17 protein-coding genes are annotated in these 21,547 nt (G+C 72.4%); 10 read left to right on the top strand and 7 right to left on the bottom strand.

Annotated features, from left to right (window positions below; translation table 11 throughout):
- Positions 1 to 51 precede the first annotated feature (51 nt).
- Positions 52 to 918 carry a hypothetical protein gene (locus ABZ406_RS06880; RefSeq protein ID WP_357756518.1) on the top strand — a complete coding sequence of 289 codons (867 nt, stop codon included), beginning with the start codon at positions 52 to 54 and terminating at the stop codon, positions 916 to 918.
- Between the two features lie 95 nt (positions 919 to 1,013).
- Here the strand turns inward: ABZ406_RS06880 and ABZ406_RS06875 are convergent, their stop codons facing one another.
- Both ABZ406_RS06875 and ABZ406_RS06870 read right to left on the bottom strand, forming a co-directional pair.
- Positions 1,014 to 3,647 carry an AAA family ATPase gene (locus ABZ406_RS06875; RefSeq protein ID WP_357756515.1) on the bottom strand — a complete coding sequence of 878 codons (2,634 nt, stop codon included), beginning with the start codon at positions 3,645 to 3,647 and terminating at the stop codon, positions 1,014 to 1,016.
- 111 nt (positions 3,648 to 3,758) lie between these two features.
- Positions 3,759 to 4,853, bottom strand: coding sequence for a PIN domain-containing protein (locus ABZ406_RS06870; protein ID WP_357756512.1), 1,095 nt, complete (start codon positions 4,851 to 4,853; stop codon positions 3,759 to 3,761).
- A 219-nt stretch (positions 4,854 to 5,072) separates the two neighbouring features.
- Between ABZ406_RS06870 and ABZ406_RS06865 the strand changes: the two genes are divergently transcribed.
- Positions 5,073 to 7,109 carry a glycosyl hydrolase family 28-related protein gene (locus ABZ406_RS06865; protein ID WP_357756509.1) on the top strand — a complete coding sequence of 679 codons (2,037 nt, stop codon included), beginning with the start codon at positions 5,073 to 5,075 and terminating at the stop codon, positions 7,107 to 7,109.
- A 48-nt stretch (positions 7,110 to 7,157) separates the two neighbouring features.
- Here the strand turns inward: ABZ406_RS06865 and ABZ406_RS06860 are convergent, their stop codons facing one another.
- The 4 genes from ABZ406_RS06860 to ABZ406_RS06845 form a co-directional block, all read right to left on the bottom strand.
- On the bottom strand, positions 7,158 to 7,793 hold the full coding sequence (locus ABZ406_RS06860) for a hypothetical protein (protein ID WP_357756506.1): 636 nt from the start codon (positions 7,791 to 7,793) through the stop codon (positions 7,158 to 7,160).
- Positions 7,794 to 7,806: 13 nt separating this feature from the next.
- Positions 7,807 to 8,901 (bottom strand): SRPBCC domain-containing protein, encoded by a 1,095-nt coding sequence (locus ABZ406_RS06855; RefSeq protein ID WP_357756504.1) that lies wholly within the window; start codon positions 8,899 to 8,901, stop codon positions 7,807 to 7,809.
- Positions 8,902 to 8,969: 68 nt separating this feature from the next.
- Entirely contained in the window at positions 8,970 to 10,019 is a 1,050-nt protein-coding gene (locus ABZ406_RS06850; RefSeq protein ID WP_357756501.1) for a nitronate monooxygenase, read from the bottom strand.
- A 29-nt stretch (positions 10,020 to 10,048) separates the two neighbouring features.
- On the bottom strand, positions 10,049 to 11,155 hold the full coding sequence (locus tag ABZ406_RS06845; RefSeq protein WP_357756498.1) for a hypothetical protein: 1,107 nt from the start codon (positions 11,153 to 11,155) through the stop codon (positions 10,049 to 10,051).
- Positions 11,156 to 11,452: 297 nt separating this feature from the next.
- On the opposite strand from ABZ406_RS06845, the gene ABZ406_RS06840 reads away from it, so the two are divergent.
- From ABZ406_RS06840 to ABZ406_RS06815, 6 genes are all read left to right on the top strand, one after another.
- Entirely contained in the window at positions 11,453 to 11,920 is a 468-nt protein-coding gene (locus ABZ406_RS06840) for a hypothetical protein (RefSeq protein WP_357757252.1), read from the top strand.
- On the top strand, positions 11,920 to 13,311 hold the full coding sequence (locus ABZ406_RS06835) for a hypothetical protein (RefSeq protein WP_357757249.1): 1,392 nt from the start codon (positions 11,920 to 11,922) through the stop codon (positions 13,309 to 13,311). The genes ABZ406_RS06840 and ABZ406_RS06835 overlap by 1 nt, the downstream gene beginning before the upstream one ends.
- On the top strand, positions 13,308 to 14,654 hold the full coding sequence (locus ABZ406_RS06830; RefSeq protein WP_357756495.1) for a VWA domain-containing protein: 1,347 nt from the start codon (positions 13,308 to 13,310) through the stop codon (positions 14,652 to 14,654). The genes ABZ406_RS06835 and ABZ406_RS06830 overlap by 4 nt, the downstream gene beginning before the upstream one ends.
- Positions 14,655 to 14,668: 14 nt before the next feature.
- Complete coding sequence (locus ABZ406_RS06825; protein ID WP_357756493.1) at positions 14,669 to 15,781, top strand: AAA family ATPase; 1,113 nt, start codon at positions 14,669 to 14,671, stop codon at positions 15,779 to 15,781.
- Positions 15,778 to 18,597 carry a DUF5682 family protein gene (locus tag ABZ406_RS06820; RefSeq protein ID WP_357756490.1) on the top strand — a complete coding sequence of 940 codons (2,820 nt, stop codon included), beginning with the start codon at positions 15,778 to 15,780 and terminating at the stop codon, positions 18,595 to 18,597. The genes ABZ406_RS06825 and ABZ406_RS06820 overlap by 4 nt, the downstream gene beginning before the upstream one ends.
- Positions 18,598 to 18,662: 65 nt before the next feature.
- Complete coding sequence (locus tag ABZ406_RS06815; protein WP_357756487.1) at positions 18,663 to 18,935, top strand: hypothetical protein; 273 nt, start codon at positions 18,663 to 18,665, stop codon at positions 18,933 to 18,935.
- 25 nt (positions 18,936 to 18,960) lie between these two features.
- Here ABZ406_RS06815 and ABZ406_RS06810 read toward each other — a convergent pair whose 3' ends face one another.
- Positions 18,961 to 19,533, bottom strand: coding sequence for a TetR/AcrR family transcriptional regulator (locus ABZ406_RS06810; RefSeq protein ID WP_357756485.1), 573 nt, complete (start codon positions 19,531 to 19,533; stop codon positions 18,961 to 18,963).
- 165 nt (positions 19,534 to 19,698) lie between these two features.
- Here ABZ406_RS06810 and ABZ406_RS06805 point away from each other — a divergent pair, with 165 nt between their 5' ends.
- The gene (locus ABZ406_RS06805; protein WP_357756483.1) at positions 19,699 to 20,595 is read left to right on the top strand and encodes an NAD-dependent epimerase/dehydratase family protein; all 897 of its coding nucleotides are present in this window, start codon (positions 19,699 to 19,701) and stop codon (positions 20,593 to 20,595) included.
- Positions 20,592 to 21,470, top strand: a complete 879-nt coding sequence (locus ABZ406_RS06800; protein WP_357756480.1) for an alpha/beta hydrolase fold domain-containing protein — start codon at positions 20,592 to 20,594, stop codon at positions 21,468 to 21,470. The genes ABZ406_RS06805 and ABZ406_RS06800 overlap by 4 nt, the downstream gene beginning before the upstream one ends.
- The last annotated feature ends 77 nt before the right edge of the window (positions 21,471 to 21,547 follow it).

Raw genomic sequence — 21,547 nt, 5'->3', positions numbered from 1 at the left:
CAGCCGGTCGGCGGCGGGGGTGGCGGCGGAGGCGGGCCCCCGGTGGGCCCCGTGGGCGGGTCGGTCGGGTCGGTCGGCTCGGTGGGTGAGGCCGATTCGCTGGGGGACGCGGAGTCGGAGGGCGAGGCACTGCCGGACGGCGACGTGCTCTCCGACGGTGAGGCGCTGCCGGACGGCGACGCGCTGTCCGACGGGGACGCACTGTCCGAGGGAGACGCACTGTCCGACGGGGAGGCGCTGTCCGACGGCGACGCGCTGTCGGACGGCGAGGCACTGTCCGAGGGAGACGCGCTGTCGGACGGCGACGCACTGTCGGACGGCGAGGCGCTGTCCGAGGGCGAGGCGGTCCCGGACGGTGACGCCGTACCCGAGGGAGAGCTGGAACCCGACGGCGAGGCACTGTCGGAGGGGCAGGGTGACCCCGTGGCGGTGGGCGACGCCGTCGTCGTGGGCGACGCCGTCGTCGTGGGGGCCGTAGCGGTCGCGCCAGGTGCCCGCTGCCCGACCGGCTCGGCTGTCACCGGCGGTCGGGTCTCCCGGGTCGGCGAGGTCGAGGGCGACGGCGAGTCGGTCGGGTCGGGGCAGTCGTCGGCGACGGCGGCGTCGTGGGTACGGATCTGCGCGAGCCGAGCCTCGACGGCGGCCGGCAGTTTTCCGCCCGGCTTGACGCACGGGTCGAGGAGCCAGGTGGTGCCCTCCAGTTGGCGGGTGCACGGCGGCGCCTCGTACGACACGAGTTCCGACTTGGCCTCGACGGGTGCGGCCGGGGCACCGTCGGCGGCCGGGGCGACCACCGCACCGACCACGGCGACCACCACCGCCACCCCGGCGGCGAAGAAAGCATTGTGGATATGGGCTGACCTGGTGGGTCGCGGTCCTGGTGGATCCAGTTGGCTCATGCCGTCCTCCTGGGACTGAGAGGCACCGGTAGGTGTTACCGCACGGTAGGCAGGCGTGCGGTAACCCGATAGATCAGTCGCCCTTACCTAATGTGGAGGATGGATCGCAGCCGGTTATCTGTCCCGTGCCGCCGGCTGGCCGTGACCGAGCACCACCGCCAGCTCCTGACGGTTGCGGACACCCAGCTTGGTGAAGACGCGAGCCAGGTTGTTGTTGACGGTGTTGACCGACAACCCCAACCGGTCGGCGATGCTGCGGCTGGGCAGCGTCACCGCGAGCATCGCCACGTCCCGCTCCCGGCGGGTGAGCGTCGCCTGCTCCGCACCCGCAGCCGTCGCGGCGAGCAGCGGCGTGCGGACCGACCGGCAGCCCCGGGTCAGCGTCGCGGCCCGTTGTGCCACCGCCAACCGGGGTCGGCCACGCCGGGCGTACGCGCGGGCGGCGGCGCCGAGCACCTCGGCCGCGAGCAGGGTGTGGCCCCGGGTGACAAGGTCGTCCGCGGCCGTCTCCAGCGTCGGCCCGTCGTCACGGGCCAGACCCTCGGCAGCGGTGGCGAGCGTGACAGCGACTCCGCCGAGCTGATCGGCGAGGTCGGTCAACCGGTCCCGGACCGGCTCCGGTGCGCCGAGCCGAGCGCACTCGTAGAGGGCCACCGCCTCGATCGTGGGCTGCTCGCTGCCCCGGGCCAGGCCGGCGGCGTGCCGGGCGGTACGGATCGCGGCGGTGAGATCACCCTCGGCCGCCTCCACCCAGGCGCGGTTCAGCTCGACCCAGGGGTGGAACAGCCGGTTGGCGGCCCGCTCCCGGGCGTCGGCGGCGGCCAACCAGCGACGGGCACCGGGGACGTCACCGGCCAGGGCACACACACCCGCCAGCTCGGCCCAGTACGTGCGCACCAGGTGGTACTGGTCGTTCTCCTCCACCAGCGCGATGGCCTCGCGCAGGTCGGCCTCGGCGGCGTCGAGCCGGCCCTGGGTCCTGCCGATGATCCCCCGGAACCCCGCCCAGACGGCGACCATCCCCCGCGCGTCGCTGGCCACCGCGTCGCGGTAGCCCTGGTCGGCCAGTTCGAGCGCGCCCGTCAGCTCCCCGGCGGCGTAGCGCGCGTAGCACAGCCCGAGGCCGACCTGGGCCTCGTTCCACGGCAGGCGCTCCGGTTCCGCGGCGAGCACCGCCCGGCCCCGCTCGGCCAGTTCGGCAGCGAGCCCGAGTCGGCCGAGCATTCCGGCTGCCGAGGCGGCACCCATCGTCGCCCAACTGGCGGCGCGTACGCCGATGTCGGGCCGGTTCAAGACGGCCTGACCGACCTCCAGCGCCGCCTCGCACCGCCCGTCGTAGAACAGCACCCACGACCGGGTGGCCTCGGTCAGGTCGTGGCCCGGCGCACCAGCCGGCACCATCCGCAGGGTGTCGTGCGCCTCGTCGATCCGATCCAGGCCCCAGTACAGCAGCCCGGCCCGGGTGATCGCCCAGATCGCCAGGCGCTTGCTGCCCGCCGGCGGGGCGGGCGGAAGCATGTCGAACGCCTCCTGGCTGCGCGCCTGATACTGCAACACCCGGGCCAGCAGCCACTGCGCCTCCCACCCCTGCCCGGCGTCGTACGCGGTGCGGGCCAACCGCTCGGCCAGGTCGATGTCGAACCGGTCGATCGCCTGCCGGGCGGCTGCGAGCGCGATGCCCGGGTGTCGAACGCTGCCCGAGCGTAGTTGCCACACCCCGGCCACCAGCGCGTCGTCGCGGCGGCGCAGCGGCATGCTGGCCAACACGTCGGCGAGCTGCCCGAAGACGGTCCGGGATCGACTGGCCGGCATGCTGGCTCGCAGCGCCTCGCCGTAGAGCGGGTGGGCCATCCGCAGGGCCGTTCGGGCACCGGACCGTTCCGCGACGGCCATCCCGCTGCGTTCGGCTGCTTCGATGGCGGCCGGGTCGATGAATCGTTCCAGCAGCGCCAGGGACAGGGGTTCGCCGCAGGCCACCACTTCGAGGACCTGGCGCGCGGCGGGTTCCATGGCCCGCAGCCGGGCACTGACCAGTTCGGCGAGCCGAGGGCTGCCCGAGGCCGTGCCACGCCAGCGCCAGACCCCCCGCGACTCGCGCAGCCCACCGGTGTCCATCGCGTCGGCCAACAACTCCCGCAGCAGCAGTGGGTTGCCGTCGGCGAGGTGGGTCAGCCGGCGACGGCTGATCGCGTCGAGTGGGCCCGGAGCCGCCTCGTCGAGCAGGTGGTCGACGGCGGTGGCCGGCAGTGGGCGGACGTCCAGCCTCCGACCCGACCCGGCCCACAGGGAGGTGAGGGCGTCGGACCGGGGTTCACCGGCCCGAACCGTCGCCACCGCCACCACCAGCCCGTGCACGGCGAGCTGGTGCAGCAACCCGGCCGACGGCTCGTCCAGCAGGTGCGCGTCGTCGATGCCGATCACCACGGCCCGGTCGCCGGCCCGGCTGGCGAAGGCCCGCTCCACGCTCACCACGAGGCCCACCGGGTCGGCGCGGGATCGGGTCGGCGCGGGGATCAGGTGGGAGACGGCACCGAACGGAATGGACCGCGCCGCGCCGGTGGCCGAGACCCAGTGGCACTCCGCGCCGTCCTCGGTGGCGCGGGCCAACGCCTCGCGCAGTAGTCGCGTCTTGCCCACCCCGGCGTCGCCGACCAGCACCAGCCCGGGCAGCCGCGCCGACACCACGTCCTCGATGGTCTTCAGCTCGTCGTCGCGGCCGACGAGTGTCCATTCGCCACGTAGTGACATGCCGACCCTCACCTCGCCCTCGGGACAGCCCTACCGCCCACCCTATGGGCAGCGTCGGCACTCCCGCTCGGTCACGGACGACGGTGGGTGCGGGCTACCGGGGTACGGCGGTCACCCGTTGGTGGTGAGCAGGTAGTCGTCGGCCTCCGGGCTCCACCGCAGGTCCAGTACGCCGGCGGTGGCGGCGGCCTTGCAGAACTGCAGGAAGCTGCGGTAGCCGAGCTTCTTCTCGCTGAAGTCCGGGCGGGCCCGGCGTACCTGGTTCTTCAAGCCGGACAACGCCACCGGGTTGCCGCCGCTGCCCAGGTCCGCCACGACGCCGCGGAGCAGGCCGAACGCCACCTCCCGGTCGCCGTGCTCGGGGAGGGAGACCTCCGGGTCGCCCTTCGCCGGGCCCTCGGCCAACTCGATCACGTTGCGCTCGGCGAGGTGGCGCAGCAGTTCGCCGAAGGTGCGGAAGCCGTAGTCGGACTCGCTGAAGGTCGGGTCCTTGCGCAGCAGGGTGCGCTTGAGCCGGGAGGCGGTGACCTCACCGTTCGCGCTGCCCTGCAACCCGGCGACCGACTGGGCCACGAGCACGGCGAGGGCGTCCACGTCGCGGCCGGGCTCCTCCCCCGCCGGCCGGCGGTCCACCTCCGGCTCCTGCTCCCGTTCCGGCTCGGGTGCGCGCTGCTCGGCACCGGTCTGCCGGGTGGCGGAACGGGCCCGCCGACCCCGGGCCGGCGGGATGTCCACGCCCTCCAGCCGGTCGTAGTAGAGAAACTCGTCGCACGCCGGGGGGAGCAGCCCCGAGGTGGATCCCTCGACCCCGACGCCGATGACCCGCTTGTTCAGCTCGCGCAGTTTGTGCACCAACGGGGTGAAGTCGCTGTCACCGCTACAGATGACGAAGGTGGAGATGTAGTCGCGTTCGAACGCCAACTCGATCGCGTCGACTGCCATCTTGATGTCTGCGGCGTTCTTCCGCGACGCGCCCATCCGCTGCGGGATCTCGATCAGCTCGACGTGGGAACGGGTGAGCATCCGACGGTCCTCGTCGAAGTAGGACCAGTCGGCGTACGCCCGGCGGACGACCACCCGACCGCGTTCGGCGAGCGCGTCGGCGATGGGTCGGAAGTCGAAGGCCGCGCCGCCGCGGTGGTCGCGCGCGCCCAACGCGAGGTTCTCGTAGTCGAGGAAGAGGGCGATCCGGTCTTCTTGATCCACGAGATTCAGCCTACGCCCGGTGTGAGCTGCTCGGGTGCGGCGACGCGCGACACCTCAACTCGACAACCGTCCATTTCTTGCGGCCCGATAGTCGTTTATTTTCGTTGTTCGATAGGCGTCTTGCAGTGCCATGTCTGGTGCTGCATCATGGCGATCAATGTCGGGCGTCGGGGGAACGCCGGGCGGACCTCCACCACCACCCACCCAGGAGGGTCACCGATGTTTCGCAGCCTCACGCCGGCGCGGGGACGCCCCGGTCGGACCGGCGGCGCCACCGTCGCGCTCGCGGCCGGTCTCGCCGTGCTCGTCGCCGGGCCCACCGTCGCCGCCGCCAGTCCACCGACGTCCGCCGGCGCGCAGCCGGTGGTCACCCGGGCCGCCCTCGATCCGGCGCTCGTCGCCGGGCGCGGCGCCGACGTCGACTTCCTCGAGCAGGAAGCCGAGAACGCCCACACCAACGGGGAGATCATCGGACCCGACCGTTCCGCCTACACCCTGCCCGCGGAGGCCTCCGGCCGCCGGGCGGTCCGGCTCACCCCCGGGGAGTACGTGGAGTTCGTCCTGCCCAAGGCTGCCAACGGGATCACCGTGCGGTACAGCATCCCGGACGCGCCGCAGGGTGGTGGGATCACCGCGCCGCTGCGGGTCGCCGTCAACGGCAAGCACCTGCGGACCATGACGCTCACCTCGCAGTACTCGTGGCTCTACAACCAGTACCCGTTCACCAACGACCCGCAGGCCGGGCTGCTGCACCCGGACTGGTGGATCACCGAGTGCCAGTGCGTGCCGTCGGCCACCACGCCGTTCCCGAGCATCGACAAGCCGTTCCGGCCCACCCACTTCTACGACGAGCAGCGGCTGTTGCTCGGGCGCACCTACCGGGCCGGCGACACGGTCCGGCTCACCGCCCCGCCCGGCAGCGCCGCCGCCTGGACCGTCATCGACCTGCTCGACTCCGAGTTGGTGGCACCGCCGCACGTCCGGCTGCTCGCCGCGAACGTGCTCGCCTTCGGCGCCGACCCCACCGGGCGGCGGGACTCCGCCGACTCGATCGACCGGGCCATCGCCTTCGCCCGGCGCGCCCACCTGAAGGTGTACGTCCCGCCGGGCACCTACCAGGTCAACAGGCACATCATCGTCGACGACGTGACGATCGAGGGCGCCGGCAACTGGTACACCACCATCAAGGGCCGTGAGGTCGCCCTGCCGACCCCCGCGCCGGACGGCTCGGTGCACACCGGCGTCGGGTTCTACGGTCGGGACGCCGCCGACGGCGGCAGCCGCAACGTGCACCTCTCCGGCTTCGCCATCGAGGGTGACGTGCGCGAGCGCATCGACACCGACCAGGTGAACGCGATCGGTGGGGCGATGAGCGACTCCACCATCGACGGGCTCTACCTGCACCACACCAAGGCGGGGCTGTGGTTCGACGGGCCGATGCGCAACGTCCGCGTCACCAACAACATCATCGTCGACCAGATCGCCGACGCGCTCAACTTCCACACCGGCGTGACCGACTCCCTCGTGTCGCACAACTTCGTCCGCAACACCGGCGACGACGGTCTGGCCATGTGGTCGGAGAAGACGGCGAACGCGCGGAACACGTTCGACCACAACACCGTGCAGTCACCCACGCTGGCCAACGGCATCGCCATCTACGGCGGCACCGACACCACCGTCTCGCACAACCTGGTCGCCGACCCGGTACGCGAGGGCAGTGGCCTGCACGCCGGGGCCCGTTTCGGCGCGGAGCCGTTCACCGGGTACCTGCGGTTCACCAACAACACCACCGCCCGAGCCGGCACCTACGAACTGAACTGGAACATCGGGCTGGGCGCGATCTGGGTCTTCGCCCTGGACCGCAGCATCGAGGCACCCATCGAGGTGACCGGCGACGCGTACCTGGACAACACGTACAACGCGATCATGCTGGTCAGCGACTGGCCGGTGAAGGATCTCTACTCGATCTCCGACGTGCGGGTCTCCGACGTCCGGGTCGACGGCACCGGCACCTCGGTGGTCAGCGCCCGCGCCGCCGGGTCCGCCTCGTTCACCAACGTGGACGCCCGCAACGTGGGGGCCGTCGGCGTCAACAACTGCGGGTCGTTCCACTTCACGCCGGCCGGTTCGGAGTTCACACTGACCGACCTCGGCGGTAACGACGGCGGGTGGCTCGCGCCGTGGCTGCTGCCCAACACCATCACCTGTGACGACCGGCCCGCCGTGTCGCCGCCTCCGCCTCCGGCGCAGTGGTGAGAGCGGTGGGCGGCCCGACGTTCTCGGGCCGCCCACCGCACACACAGGTCAGCGCGTACTGACGTACGCCAGCGGCACTGTCGCCTGCTGACCGTCCCACCGGCCGCTCAGCGTGGCACCGGCGGCCACCGCGGACCCGGCCCCCGGTCGGCGCACGACGACCAGTTCGACGGTGTCGGTGGCGATGAGGGTGCGGTCCTCGTCGACCACCCGTCGGACCGCGCCGACGATCGGCACCTGGGCGTCGGCGGTCCCGTCGCCCACGACGGTCACCGACGGCTCGCGCACCTCCCGCCGGCCGTCGACCTCGAAGTACTCCTCGGCCTGGCCGCTGCCGGTGAGGATGGCGTGGGCCAGCGCGGCGGCGTACACCGGGTCGACGCACCCGTCGTACACCCAGCGCGTGCCGAGCACCGAGTGCTCGGTGGTGCCGACCAGCCAGCCGTCCGCCCCGTCGAGGGGCGCGGCGCGGTAGGTGAGCGGAACGTGGTGGACCGGCCCGTCGGCGGTGCCGACGAGCATCGTCTCGATGCCGACCTCGCCGGCCGGGTCGTCGAAGCGGTAGGAGCCTCGGCTCACCACCTCGACGCCGGCCGGCCCGGCGAACCACTGCCGGTCCGGCAGCCAGGTTGTCAGCAGGTCCAGCTTCGTGGGGTGCAGGGTCGCCCTGTGCAGCAGTGCCATGACGGCAGCCTAGTCAGAGGCCCGCGCACTGTTGCCCGCCGATCGTGCAGCTCTCCGGTTCCCGGGCCTTCGGCCGGCTGTCGCGCACGTCGAAGCTGATCGTCCGGGATCCCCCGGCCACGACGGCGTCGCCGGTGAAGGTGATCGTCAGCCCGTCCTGTCGCCAGTTCGCGCCGTCGACGTCGTCGACGGTGGTGCCTTCGGCCAGGGTGACCACCACCGCCCAGTCCGCCACCGGCGCGCTGCCGGGGTTGCCGACCACGATCTCACCGGTGTAGCCGAACAGCCGGCTGGAGTCGGTCTCGTAGCGGGCCGCCACGGGCGTCGGTGGTGAGGGGGGTGCGACCGACGCGGCTGTCCGCGAGGGCTTCGCCGACGGGGTCCGGGTCGGGCGGGTGGTCGCCGACGCGGTGGTGGTCCGCGACGGGCGCGCCGAGGAGGTCGCCGTGGAGGCGACGGCGGGCCGGCCGGTCGTCACTGTCGGTGTCGCGGTGGCTTCCGGTGCGGGCGCGGCGACGGGCGTCGTGTCGGGTGGCAACGTCACCCACGCCGCGGTGCCGGCCACCAGCACGGCACCGGCTGCGGCGGCGACGATCGTGCGACGCCGACGGGGGTTGCGGCCGGCTCTGCCGCGTACGCCGACCAGCGGCAGTTCCGCTGTCATCCCACCGTCGGCGCGGCGCAGGTCGACCTGCTGGAAGGCGAGCCAGTCGAGGATGGCCGGCAGCCGCACCGTCAACGCCTGCCGGAACTGTTGCTCACGGGGGTCGTGCTGCTCGGCGGACCACGCGCCGTGCGTGCTGACCTCCCGTAGCTCCAGCCGGCAGCCCTGCTTCGTGGCGGTGACCGCGCAGGTCAGCTCGCTGAGCCGGCCGGCCTCGTCGCAGGCCAGGACGAGCAGGTGCGGCTCCTGCCGCTCGGTCACCTCGACCTCGACGTCGGCCTCGAAGCCGGGCAGGTCGGCGGTGTGCAGCAGCAGCCGGTCCGCCACGCCCTCGACCGTCTCGGCCTCGGCGAACCACCGGCCGAGCAACTCCCGATCGGTCAGGGCACGCCAGACCCGCTCCGCCGGGTGGGACAGGTCGACCTGCGCACCGATCTCGATCACGGCGGAACTCTAACGGGTTGCCGGCCTCCTATTGTCCCGCCCGCCCGAGGCGGTCACCGGCGTCCTGGTCAACCCCAGCGGCGGGACCGCTCGACCACTGTGGCCAGTGCGGCCCGGGCGTCGGCGCTCACCCCGGCCACCACCTGCGCCGCCGGCAGGTCCCGGGCCAGCGGGTGCGCCTGCCCGGCCCACAGGTTGGCCACCGACGCGTCCCCGTCGCGCCGGGCGGCGGCGAGCAGCGGACGGGTCAGGTGCAGCACCTGGGGGTAGCCGCGCGGTGCCACCGCGTCATGCTGGCGGAGGAAGTCGTTGGCCACACCACGGGCCCGCTTACCGGTGTACGACCGGGTCAACCCGGTCGGCGTGGCACTGGCCACCGCCGCCCGGTGCATCGGCGAACTACCGGCCTCCGGGCAGCGCAGAAACGCCGTGCCGAGTTGCGCGGCGGCGGCACCGGCGGCCAGCACGGCGGCCACCGAGGGGCCGTCGACGAGGCCACCCGCGGCGACCAGCGGCCGGTCACAGCGGGCGGCGGTCAGCCGGAGCAGCGGCAGCAACCCGTAGTCGTCGTCGTCCGGCAGGCCGCCACGGTGTCCGCCGGCCTCGGTGCCCTGCACCACCACCGCGTCCACACCCAGGTCGGCGGCGGCAGCAGCGGCGTCCGGGCGGGTCACGGTGGCCCACACCTCGGTGCCCCGTTCGCGCAGGGCGGTCACCGCCGCCCGGTCGGGCAGCCCGAACACGAAGGACACGACCGGGACCGGGTCCGCGAGAAGCACTGCCAGCTTTTCCGGGTACGCGTCGTCGCCGCCCACCGGATCGCCCAGGCTCACCCCGCGCTGCGCGGCCAGCGGAGCGAGCCGTTCGGCGTAGGCCCGGACGGCGGCCTCGTCGACGCCACCGGGGTCGGGCAGGAAGACGTTGACGCCGAACGGCCGATTGGTGCGCGCGCGGACCTCCGCGACGTCGGCGACCAGCCGGCCGGTGTCGATCATCCCGGCGGCGAGGAACCCCAGCCCACCCGCTGCGGAGACGGCGGCCACCAGCGCGGGCGTGGACGGGCCGCCGGCCATCGGAGCGGCGACGATCGGGTGGCGCAACGTGGACAGGACAGACATTCCCCCATCCTGCCGCAGGCCCGGTCCGCTCACCGGCGGGCGGTGTGCCGCCATCGCAGGAGGCCGGCCAGCCCGAGCAGGACCAGCAGCGTTCCCGCGCCGACCGCCAACGGCCAGGCCCGCCCACCCCCGCCGCTCACCTCTCCGGCGGCCGGACGCGCCGCGGTGGGCGCCACCGGGTCGACGGACTCCGTGGGCGGCGCGGCGGTGGCCGGGCCGGCGGTGGCCGGGTAGCGCAGGACCGTCGAGCGGGTGCCTGCTGGTTGACCTGCGGACTCGGAGACGGTGAGCAACGACCGGCCGTCCCGGCTGTAGGTGATCGACTCGCCCTGGGGCTCGTCCGGCAACGGGGTGATCCGCGGTGTGCCGGTGGTCAGCGCCTTGACCACGTCGCCGTCGGGCACGTCGTACTCGAAGGCGTCGGCGTAGGTGCGCAGCACCACCCGCCGCCCGCCCGGCGCGGTCGCCGCGCCGGTGACGACACCCCGCCCGAGGAACGAGAACGGGTTGCTGGTGGTCGTCGTCGGGAGGGTCACCTGGCCGGCCGAGGCCAGCGGCGTCGTCGCTCCCGGTCGTAGCGGGGTGCTCGGGCGGTACAGGAAGACGGTGCCGCTGCCCCCCTTGGTGATGATCATCGGTTGGCCGTCGGCGTCGAGCACCAACGCCTCGGCGTCGTGCGGGCGGTCCGGGTAGGTCATCCGGTGCAGCACGGGCTTTTTAGCCCCCGGTGCGAGCCGCCACACGCCGACGGTCGTCCGCGAACGGTCGTTGTCACCGATGTCAGCGACCCAGACGGTGCCGTCCCGGCCGACGGCCAGGTCCTCGGTGTCCCTGGGCCGGGACGGGTAGGCGACCGCCCGGACCACGGCACACCGCTGGTCGAGGAAGAAGATCCGACGACGGGCCTCGTCGTCGGAGCCGTCGTTGACGACCACGTACCCGTCGTCGGTGGCGACCATCCCGGAGAGTTCGGGGAGCCGGTCGTCGCGGATCTGGCACACCGGCTTGCCGACCGCCACCGCGACCGCCGCCTTCGGCGTCAGCACAGTCGGTACGACAACGCCAGCGAGCAGGGCCGCCAGCGCCACCCCCACCCGGGCCCGCCGTTCGCCGCTCACCCGCCCGCGTACCCGCATCGCTCTCCTCCTCGTCGCGGCCATGCCCCGGCCACCCGCCTATCTTGTCCGATGCCGACCACCGACGGCGGCAGTCACGGGTACGCGTCCACACCCCTGGTCGGCTGACCAGTTCCACGGGTCGGAGACCGCCGGCCCTGCCGCGGACCGCCACCGGATCTGTCGTACCCGTGGTCCATGATCGTGTCGTCGCAGCGCCGCCGGCCACCGGCGGGCGTGCGCATCACTCTGGGTTTGTCGATGGTGGGAGGGCGTGACGTGACGGACGCCGACGGAGCCGGATGGCGACGGCGCAGCGTGCTGGCGGTGGTGCCGCCGGCACGACCCCGCAAACTGGCCAAGGTGCCCTTCGTCGAGCTGGCTGACGGGCGGTTGCAGGGCGTCGTCTCCAGCGGCTCGGACATCGAGCGGGTCTACGTCTCGTCGGTCTCCGCCGGCACCCACGCCTACCACTGCAGCACCAACAACAACCGGCCGTGCGGGGGCCTGCGCGGCGCCCCGTGCAAGCACCTGCACGCGCTCGCCGACGAGGCGATCCTCCAGTACGGCGCTGCCCGCGTCGCCCGCTACCTGAGGGTCGACGTCGGTGACGGGGTGTCCGACGGTGCGGCGCTGTTGGCGCGGATGGACGCCCGGCACGAGCCGACATCGGCGGCGATGGTGTTCAGCCGCTTCCTGCGCCACCTGTCCTACCTGGAGCAGCCGGGCAGCACTGTCGCGCTGCCCGAGCTGCAGTGGTTCCCGGCGACCCGGGCGGCCCGCTGATGCGCGGCGCCCAGGTCACGCAGCTTCGCGAGGCTCCGGTCGGGCTGACCGACGCGCTCGACGTGGTCGCCGGTTTCGACGACGCCCTCGCCAACGGCTTCGGCCGGGTCGGCGAGCGGGACGCGGCGGCGCTGGCCGCGTTCGCCGACGCCTTCGCCGGCACTCCACTGGCCGACCCGGTCGCCACAGCGGTCCGCGCGGCCACCGCCGGGTCGGTCGGCCCCGAGCACCTCGCCGCACTGGCCGGGGCACGCTCGGCGCTGCTGGGCGCGGCGCACGACGCTCTCCTCGGGCAGTGCGACGCCGTGCTGGGGCGGCAGCGCTCGCCGTGGGCGACTGCCGTCTGCGGGCCCGCCGAGGCGCTGCCAGCCCTCGCGGGTGCCCGGGCGTGGTGGCACGAGGTGGCCGTCACCGGCTGGCGCGGTGTCGACCACGAGCGGCTCTCCGCCGGGGCGACGGTGGTGGAGGCGGCAATGGCAGTGCCGGGGCTACGCCGACTCGCGGTGCTGCTCGACGGTCTCACCGCCGAACTGCGGGCCTGCGTCCCGATCGCCACAGTGGTGGAGGTGCCCGCCCGACGCTGGGCCGATCTCTGGGCCCGGGGCGTGCTGCTCAGCGAGGGCATCCAGCCGACCGACGAGGCGTCACAGGTCTCCGGACGACTGCTGCCGCTCGGTGTGGATGTGCACACCCACGACACGGCCGTGCAGGTTCAGGTGCACGCCGTCCTGGAGCCGGTCGACGGCGGGCCGGCGCGGCTGGTCCGCACGGCGGTTGCCGCCGCGAAAGTGGACACCATCGTCGGGCCGGCGGTCTGGCGGCTACTCTCGGCACACCCGATGCTGCTCACCGCGCTGGCCGAGCAGCGGGCGTTGACAGTCACCGATCTGCCACTGCACGGTGGCGACCTGGGGTGGGTCGACGAGCGGGCCCGCCTCGACGAGCCCGCCGACCCGTTCGCCACCGCTCGGGTGCTGCTGCCGCCGGCAGTCGCGGCCTCGACCGCCCCACTGGACCGACACCCGACGCTCATCGGTGAACCGGTGCTCGTCGAGGGCAACCCGGTCCACGAGGAGGACGGCGCCCTCGCCGTCGAGGTGGACGGCGAACGGGTGGTGCTGGCCGTCGACCGACTGCCGGCCGTCGGCCCCCTCACCACCGAGCTGGTCGCCGCCGCGTCGGCCTTTCTGGGCCTGCTGCGCTGGGACGACGGTCGGTGGCAGCTCCAGCCCCTGGCCGTACACGCCACAGTGAAACGACGTGCGGTGCAGGCTCACAACGGCGACTGGGCGTGCGGTGTCACCGACCCGAAGATCGCCAAGGAGGAGGCCCGGGCAGGCGATGCCGTGGCCGTGCTGCGCGAGCGAGCGGGACGGTTGCTGCGCCGATGACCGAACCCAACCCCAACGGCGGGTCCGCCGACGCCAACCGCCGTCAGGTCCTCTACTGGAGGCTGCTGTCGCGCCTGTTCGACCGCGACGAGCAGCCCAGCCTGGAGTCCGCGAGCGTCGCCGTGGTCGACGACCTCGGGCTGCCCACCGCCCTGTTGGACCCGGCGGTCTCGGTGGACACCGTCGTGCAGCGCTTTCCGGCGCTCGCGGCAGAGCTGCGCGGTCTGCTCAGCCCCGGTGACGACGACCCCGGTGACAGCGACGCCGAAGCCCACCGGCCCGGCGAGGCCGAGGTCCGCCGCGCCGCGCTGGTGTCGAAGGTGCTGCTCAACGTCTTCGCCACCGGCTCCGGTCCGGTCAGCGCCAACCAACTGGCCCGCTGGCAGTCGGACGCCGGCTGGTTCGAGCAGGCGCTCGGGGGCGAGCCCGGCGACCTGCGCCGGCAGGGCACCGGGCTGGGGGCCACCCTCGCCGGCCTGGAGGGTGACCTGGTCCGGCGCATGCACCTGCGGGAGGTGCTCGCCGACCCGGCGCTGGCCAGGGCGTTGACCCCCAGCATGTCCCTCATCGAGCAGTTGCTGCGGGACAAGGCCAACCTGTCCGGGGTGGCACTGGCCAACGCCAAGGCGTTGATCCGGCGCTTCGTCGACGAGGTCGCCGAGGTGCTGCGTACGCAGGTGCAACAGACCAGCGCCGGGGCACTGGACCGGTCGGTGCCACCCAAGCGGGTGTTCCGCAACCTGGACCTCGACCGGACCATCTGGCAGAACCTGACCAACTGGAGCCCGGAGGACGAGCGGCTCTACGTCGACCGGCTCTACTACCGGCAGACCGCCCGGCGCACCACCCCGGCCCGTCTCATCGTCGTGGTGGACCAGTCCGGTTCCATGGTCGACTCGATGGTCAACTGCACCATCCTCGCGTCGATCTTCGCCGGCCTGCCGAAGGTCGACGTGCACCTGATCGCTTACGACACGCGAGCCCTGGACCTCACCCCGTGGGTGCACGACCCGTTCGAGGTGCTGCTCCGCACCCAGCTCGGTGGTGGCAACGACGGGCCGGTGGCCCTGGCGCTGGCCCGGCCGAAGATCGTCGAGCCGAAGAACACGGTGCTGGTGTGGATCTCGGACTTCTACGAGTTCGACAGGTCCCAGCCGCTCTTCGACGGCCTCGTCGCGGTGCACCGCTCCGGCGTACGGGTCATCCCGGTCGGCTCGGTCAGCAGTTCCGGCCAGCAGAGCGTCAACCCCTGGTTCCGTCAACGTTTCAAGGACCTCGGCACCCCGGTCGTCTCGGGGCACATCCGCAAACTCGTCGTCGAGCTCAAGAACTTCCTCACCTAGGAGAACAACCCCTCATGTCCGAGATGCTGCGCGCCCCCGCCGAGGTCACGTACGCCGACGAGCTCGACTTCCTCGAATCGGTCGACACCGGCCCGAAGCCGTTCTCCTGGCGGCTGAGCCCTCGTGTGGTCCGTCTGTTCATCCTCGGCTCGGAGCGGGCCGACGGCCTGTCCCGGGAGATCCCGCAGAAGTGGTTCGGCGACCGCAGCTTCGTCGAGCGGGCCATCGTCACCCTCGCCTCGGATCGCGGCCTGCTGCTGATCGGTGACCCCGGCACCGGCAAGAGCTGGTTGGCCGAGCTGCTGGCCGCGGCGATCTGCCGCAACTCGACGCTGGTCGTCCAGGGCACCGCCGGCACCACCGAGGACCACATCAAGTACTCGTGGAACGTGTCGATGGTCATCGCCAAGGGGCAGTCCCGGGCGTCGATGATCCCGTCTCCGATCATGACGGCGATGGAGCAGGGCGTGGTCGGTCGCTTCGAGGAGTTGACCCGCTCCACGAGCGACGTACAGGACGCGTTGATCTCGATTCTGTCCGAGAAGTACGTCGCCATCCCCGAACTGGACCACGACAACATCGTCTTCGCCCAGCCCGGCTTCTCGATCATCGCCACCGCGAACAGCCGCGACCGGGGCGTCAACGACCTCTCCTCGGCGCTCAAGCGGCGGTTCAACTTCGTCCGGATCCCGGTGGTGACCAACAGGCGCAGCGAGGCCGAGATCGTCCGCTTCCGCACCGAGGAGTTGCTGCGCCGGCACCGCATCGAGCTGGACGTGCCACCCACGCTGCTGGACATCCTGCTGCAGAGCTTCGCCGACCTGCGGGCTGGTGCCGCCGCCGCGACCAGCGACGACGAGAAGCTGGAGTCGGCGCTGTCCACCGCCGAGCAGATCGGCGTCCTCGAGGACGCCATCCTGCACAGCCAGTTCTTCGGCGACCGCACACTGCGGGCGGCCACGATCGCCGGGTCGCTGGTCGGGTCGCTGGCCCGACGCAGTCCGGAGGACCTGGCGATCCTCAACAAGTACCTGCACGGCGTGGTGGAGCCGCGCGCGCGTAAGGACGACGACGGGTGGGCCGGCTTCCTCGACGGCGGTCGCCAGGCGATCGCGTCCCTGTCGTGACCGCGCCCACCGTCACCGGCCCCTTCGACGCGCTGCGCGAGCAGCTCACTGACGCGGCCTCCACGTTCGCCGGGTCCCCCGACGTGCTCGGTGCGATCCTCGCCGGCATCGTCGACGACGTCGACCGCGCGCTCTCCGAGCGGCTGGAGATCTTTCCGGTCTGCCATCACTCGCCGGCCTCCGCCTTGGCGATGGTGCGCCGGCTACGGGCCAAGCAGCCCAGGGTGATCTACCTGGAGCTGTGTGAGGATCTTCAGCCGCTGCTCGGGGAGCTTCGCAACTGCCGCCTGCCGGTCGCGGTGCAGGCGTTCGCGTCGGAGTTGTCAGGCTTCCCCGCCGCCTGGGGCCCGCTCAGCGTCGTCGCGCCGGTCACTGAGGCGTCGGCGGAATACCAGGCCATCGCGTACGCGCTGGAGACCCCCGGGGTCGAACTGGTGCTGGTGGACCGCTCCACCGACCACGTCTTCCAATGGTCACCCCGCGAGGATCCGACCGCCCCGGGCGGCGACGCCGGGCCGCCCACCGACCCGACCGACGAGTCCGGGCTGCACGGCGACGCCGTCGGGTTGGAGATCGGTGACCTGCGGCCCCGGTTCGCGGAGCTGGAGGCCTATCTGCTGCACCACGGCAAGGTCCGGCACTGGTCGGAGTGGTGGGACCAGTACGTCGAACGCCCGCTGACCGACGCCGACCACGACACCTACCGACAGGTGATGGTGCTCATCGGCAGCTTGTTCCGACGGCTGCGCCCGGCCGACTCCGACCGACTGGACCGTGACGAGGACCGCGAACGGTACATGTGGACGCGGATGCGTCAGCACCTCGCCACCTCCGGCGTCGATCCCGCCGAATGCCTCTACGTCTGCGGCGCGTTCCACGCTGCCAGCCGGGTGGAACAGTTCGGCCTCAGCTCCACCGCCGCCGACTTCGACATCACGCCGCGCACCGACACCCGGTGGCGGTACGGGCTGATCCCGTCGAGTCACTCGGCCATCGAGGCGCAGTTCCACCTGGCGCCCGGCTCGGTGTCGATCGCCGCCGCGACCTGGACGAAGGCGGTGAGCCGCCACCGGCTGTCCCCGTACCGGCTGGACAGTCAACGCAGCGCGGCGACCCGGGGACGGCGGGGCCGTGCCACGGCGGCGCCACCCCCCGCCGCCGGCCCGGTCGTCGACGACGCACTCACCGGGTTCCTCGCCGCACCGCCCGAGCTGGACGGCCTCGACGAGGCGGAGCTGCGCGGCTGGTGCGTCGACATCGTCCGGCTGGCCCGCCGCAACGGTTACCTGGCGAGCACTGCCGACGCGATCGCCGTCTACGAGACCTCGGTCCTGCTGGCCGCCCTCCGCAATCGGGTGCGACCAACTCCGTACGACTTCGCCGACGCGGCGGTCACCTGCATCGAGAAGGACGTGGTGCCCGGCCGGCGGGACGTACGGCGGCTCTGCGAGATCCTGCTCGGCGGCGACCGGATCGGTCAGGTCGGTTACGACTCCCTTCCACCGCTGGCCCGCGACGTCCTCGACCGGCTCCAGCCGCTCGGTCTCGCCCTGGAGAAGCGGCAGGTCCAGCGGGCGCTGCTGGATCTGGGCGGCCATCCCGAGCTGGCCCCCTGCTCCGACCTGCTGTGGATCCTGCGGCACCTGCTGCCACCGGACGCGGCACGTCCGATCATGGGTGAGCGCCGGCTCGGGCACCGTTCGATCCAGGAGAGCTGGGACCTGGCGCTCGGCCGCAACCAACGCGCGCTGATCGAGCTGGGCTACGAAGGGGTGACCGTCGAGCAGGTCCTGGAGCAACGACTGCGCCGGTCCGTCCGCGGCCCCGACGCCACCGCCTCCAGCGCGCTCGCCGCGGTGGAGGACGCCATTCGACTGCTCGACAGTCCGCGCCTGGTGGAGGATCTGGGCGCGCGGGCGGTGGACCTGCTCGCCGCCGAGCGCACCGTCGACGACGCCCCGGACGTGCTGCGCCGCATCCGGGGCCTGCTGGGCCACTACCGGACCACCGCGCCGAGCCTGCCGGCCTGGTGCGAGGCGTTCGTGACGACCGGGTACGCGCACTACTGCACCCTGCTGCCGACCGCCGTCAGCGCGGAGGAGACGGAGGTCCGGCAGGTCGCCGCGATGCTCGGCTTCCTGTTCTCCGTGGAGGGCCTGGCGCTGTCGCTGGGCTGCGACCGGACCCAGTTGGAGCTGGCCGTCGCGCAGTCGCACCCGACAGCGCCGGCGAAGGTCGCCCTGCTCTGGGCGGGCCGACACCAGCTCGGCCTGTTACCGCTGGCCGAGCTGCGGGCCCGGTGCGCCGAGTTGCTGGCCAATCCGTTGGTGGTGCCCGCCTTCCCGCAGTATCTCGCCGGCCTCGTGCATGCGCTGGAGCCGGTGCCCGGGTTGGCGCCGTTCGTGGTCGAGACGATGTCCACCGCCTTCGCGCGGCTGCCCGACCCGGTGCTGCTGCCCTGGCTGCCCACCCTCATCACGACACTGCGGGACCAGGGGCCGGAGTTGGTTCCGTTGCTGGTCCGCGAGGCGGGGCGCACCTTCCCGGGGGCGCTGCCCGAGCTGGATTCCTGGGTGCCGCCATGGCTGACGCCCCCGTCCGCACCGCAGGCGGTCGCCGTCCCCGCGCCGCAGCGGCGGGTGGGCGTGCTGCTCGCCGCCCACCCGGAGGCAGTCGATGCCGTCGCCAGCCTGCTCGGTCACGACTGCGGGTGGCCGTCGTCGGCCGACTCACCTGACGACCGGGGTGGCGTGAACGCACTGCTGGCCGCCCATCCGGAGACCACTGACGCAGTGGTGCGGTACCTCGGTGCGTGACGGCGGTGGTGGCGGGTAGGCAGCGGCCCGGCGGCATGTCGAGACACGCCGGACAGGAGGCTCCGATGAGCACGTACCGGGATGATCAGGGCGAAACGTTCCCTCCTCCGGAGGCGGATGCCCAGGAGCAACGGCAGAGCGCCGTGGACTACGGGCCGCCGGACCGGGTGTCGGGTGACGTCGACGCCGAGGCGTCCGAGGCGGACCTGGCCGAGCAGGGCGCCCTGCCGGCGGGCGCGCTCGAAGACGTGACGTCGCTGCCGGCCGACGCCAACCCGGCCGACGCCCTCGAACAGCGCCAGGAGATCCCGACCCGCGACGAGGGCCGTCGGACGTAGCGCGTGAGGGTCGCGGAACTGGCGCTCAGCGGGCCCGAATTCCGTTCAGTACGACGTCGAGGTAGTGGCGGCCGGCTGCGGCTTGCTGTTCCCTGTCGGCGGCCGGGTGCATCCTGGCCGCGAAGGCGACTCCACACATCAGTGGTGTCATGTCGGCGAGCGTGATGCCGGGCGCCAGCAGCCCTGCGGCCCGGACCCGTACGAACAGGTTCTCGAACAACGAGGACAACTGGTCGAGCAGGTGTGCCGTGCCCGGCAGGGTGGCCGTGGGCGTGGACAACACCGAGGACAGAGCCGCGTCGAGTAGTTGCGCGTCCACGACCCGGACCAGGAGATCACGGAAAGCCGTCCAGGAATCGTCCTGCTGCACGGCCCGTTCGGCGGCCTGGATCAGCGTCTCGAGCCCGTCCACCGACACCGCCTCGACCAGCGCCTGGGGCGTCGGGAAGTGCCGGTAGACAGTGGCGACGCCGACGCCTGCGGAGCGGGCCACCTCGTTCAGCTGAATCGGGGTGCCGTCCGCTACCAGCGTCCGGCCGATCTCGATGATTCGCTGGCGGTTGCGTGCGGCGTCCCTACGGAGCGGCGAGGCGGTCACTTCCCCAGCATAAGCGGATAACAGCTCCATTTGCCTCCGCCTGGATTCCGCAGCCCCCGCACGGGCGGGCCAGGACGACGAAGCGGATGACCCATCCGTTTCGTGCTACGGTTTGGCAAGCGGATGACCCATCCGTTTTATCGTCAGCTCAGCTCGGGAGAGACCATGCAGATCCTCATCACCGGCGGCACCGGCTACCTGGGCTCGGTGCTCGTCGAACACCTCGTCGCGGCGGGCCACGAGGTGGTAGCGCTGACCCGGTCCCCGCAATCAGCAGCCAAGGCGACCGAGGCGGGTGCGATTCCGCTGCTCGGTGACCTGACCGACACCGCGCTCCTGGAGAAGGCGGCGGCGGAAGCCGACGCGGTGGTGCACACCGCTGTCGACTATTTCGGTGGCGAGGACGCGATCAGGGCAGAGGCCGCTGCCGTGGAGGCGCTGACCCGTGGGGCGGGTAGCGCGGGCACCGGCAAGCCGTTCCTCTACACCAGCACGAACCTGGTCTACGGGCTCGACCCCACCCATTCCCGAGACGAGGACGCAGAGCTGCCGGAGCCCGGCCTGCAGCCATTCAAGCTCGTCGGCGAGCGACTGGTGCGTGAGGCGGCGGGCCTGACCAGCATCGTCATCCGCGCTGGCCTGGTCTACGGTCGAGGCGGTTCCCTGCTGCTGACCAGTCTGATCAGCGCCGCGACCAGCTCGGGCGCGGCCACCTACGTCGACGCCGGCGACAACGAGTGGACCCCGGTCCACGTGGACGATCTCGCCCAGCTGTACCTGACGGCCCTGGAGCGCCCGGTGGCGGGCACCTACAACGCGGCCGGACCGCAACAGTTCACCTTCCGCGAACTCGCCGAGGCGATCGCGGACCTGACCGGAACCACAGCGACCTCGATCACCGCCGAACAGGCCGAGAGCGCCATGGGGCCGATGGCCGCGCTGCTCCGATCCTCGGCGCGCATCACCTCCCGGAAGGCGCGCGACACGTTCGGCTGGAGCACCAGCGGCCCCGCCCTGCCGGACGACGTGCGCTCCGGCTCCTACCGGGTCGTGAACCTGTGAGCCCCAGCCTGACCAGCCGAGCCGTTGTCGGTCTGCTGCGCGTGGCGGGAGTGAAGAAGCGACAGTTCAAGCCCGACCGGTTCCTCGCCGAGTTGCCCAACCCGACCCCGCCGCGCCTGCCGGGTGTCACGGTCCTGCGGGAAGAGTTCGAAGGCTGGACCGTCTATCGACTGACGCCCGCCAACCCCACACGGCACTACGCCGTCTACATCCACGGCGGCGCCTGGGCCGCCCCCATCACCAGGCAGCACTGGAGACTGGCCGCCCGGATCGCCGGTGAAACCGGCCGCGAGGTCGTCCTGCCCCTGTATCCGCGCCTGCCCACCGCCACCCACGCCGACGTCCTTCCGGTCATGCTGCGCCTGTCCCAGCACGTCCAGGAACAGGGACCGACCGCCCTGATCGGTGATTCGGCCGGCGGGACCATCGCCTTGTCAGTGCTCCAGGCACTGACCCCGCAGCACCGGCGGCCGGATGTCACGATTCTGATCTCACCGGCGCTCGACCTGACCTTCACCAACCCGGAGATCGCCGACATCGCGGCTCACGACCCGTTGCTGAATCTCGAGCACATCCGGGTCCTCGCGGCCCGCTGGGCGGCGCCAGCCGATCCGTCACACCCGCGGACCAGTCCGCTGGGTGGCCACCTGGACGATCTCGGACCCGTCCACGTGTACGCCGGCACCCGCGATGCCCTCTTCCCCGATGCCGTCCTGCTCCGGGACCGGGCCGAGAACGTGGCCGGGACCGATCTCCACCTGCACGTGGGCGACGGGATGATCCATGACTGGCCGATCATGCCGACCCCTGAGGGCCGTCGGACGGCCGGAGAGATCATCACCCTTCTGCGAGGCGCAGGCGACCACCTGACCTGAACCGCGCGGTCGACGGGTGGGCTCGGTCCGGTCGGGTGGTCCGATCTGGTGGACCGGTTGGGCACGCGATCGGCCGA

The organism is Micromonospora sp. NPDC005710, from assembly GCF_040630995.1.
Lineage (GTDB): Bacteria > Actinomycetota > Actinomycetes > Mycobacteriales > Micromonosporaceae > Micromonospora.
This window is presented reverse-complemented; position numbering and strand designations above follow the sequence as displayed.

Bases quoted from the DNA above. Each gene is read 5' to 3' on its own strand.
- ABZ406_RS06850 (WP_357756501.1), bottom strand. From the start codon at position 10,019: ATGTCTGTCCTGTCCACGTTGCGCCACCCGATCGTCGCCGCTCCGATG.
- ABZ406_RS06865 (WP_357756509.1), top strand. From the start codon at position 5,073: ATGTTTCGCAGCCTCACGCCGGCGCGGGGACGCCCCGGTCGGACCGGC.
- ABZ406_RS06845 (WP_357756498.1), bottom strand. From the start codon at position 11,155: ATGCGGGTACGCGGGCGGGTGAGCGGCGAACGGCGGGCCCGGGTGGGG.
- ABZ406_RS06815 (WP_357756487.1), top strand. From the start codon at position 18,663: ATGAGCACGTACCGGGATGATCAGGGCGAAACGTTCCCTCCTCCGGAG.
- ABZ406_RS06875 (WP_357756515.1), bottom strand. From the start codon at position 3,647: ATGTCACTACGTGGCGAATGGACACTCGTCGGCCGCGACGACGAGCTG.
- ABZ406_RS06835 (WP_357757249.1), top strand. From the start codon at position 11,920: ATGCGCGGCGCCCAGGTCACGCAGCTTCGCGAGGCTCCGGTCGGGCTG.
- ABZ406_RS06860 (WP_357756506.1), bottom strand. From the start codon at position 7,793: ATGGCACTGCTGCACAGGGCGACCCTGCACCCCACGAAGCTGGACCTG.
- ABZ406_RS06830 (WP_357756495.1), top strand. From the start codon at position 13,308: ATGACCGAACCCAACCCCAACGGCGGGTCCGCCGACGCCAACCGCCGT.
- ABZ406_RS06825 (WP_357756493.1), top strand. From the start codon at position 14,669: ATGTCCGAGATGCTGCGCGCCCCCGCCGAGGTCACGTACGCCGACGAG.
- ABZ406_RS06805 (WP_357756483.1), top strand. From the start codon at position 19,699: ATGCAGATCCTCATCACCGGCGGCACCGGCTACCTGGGCTCGGTGCTC.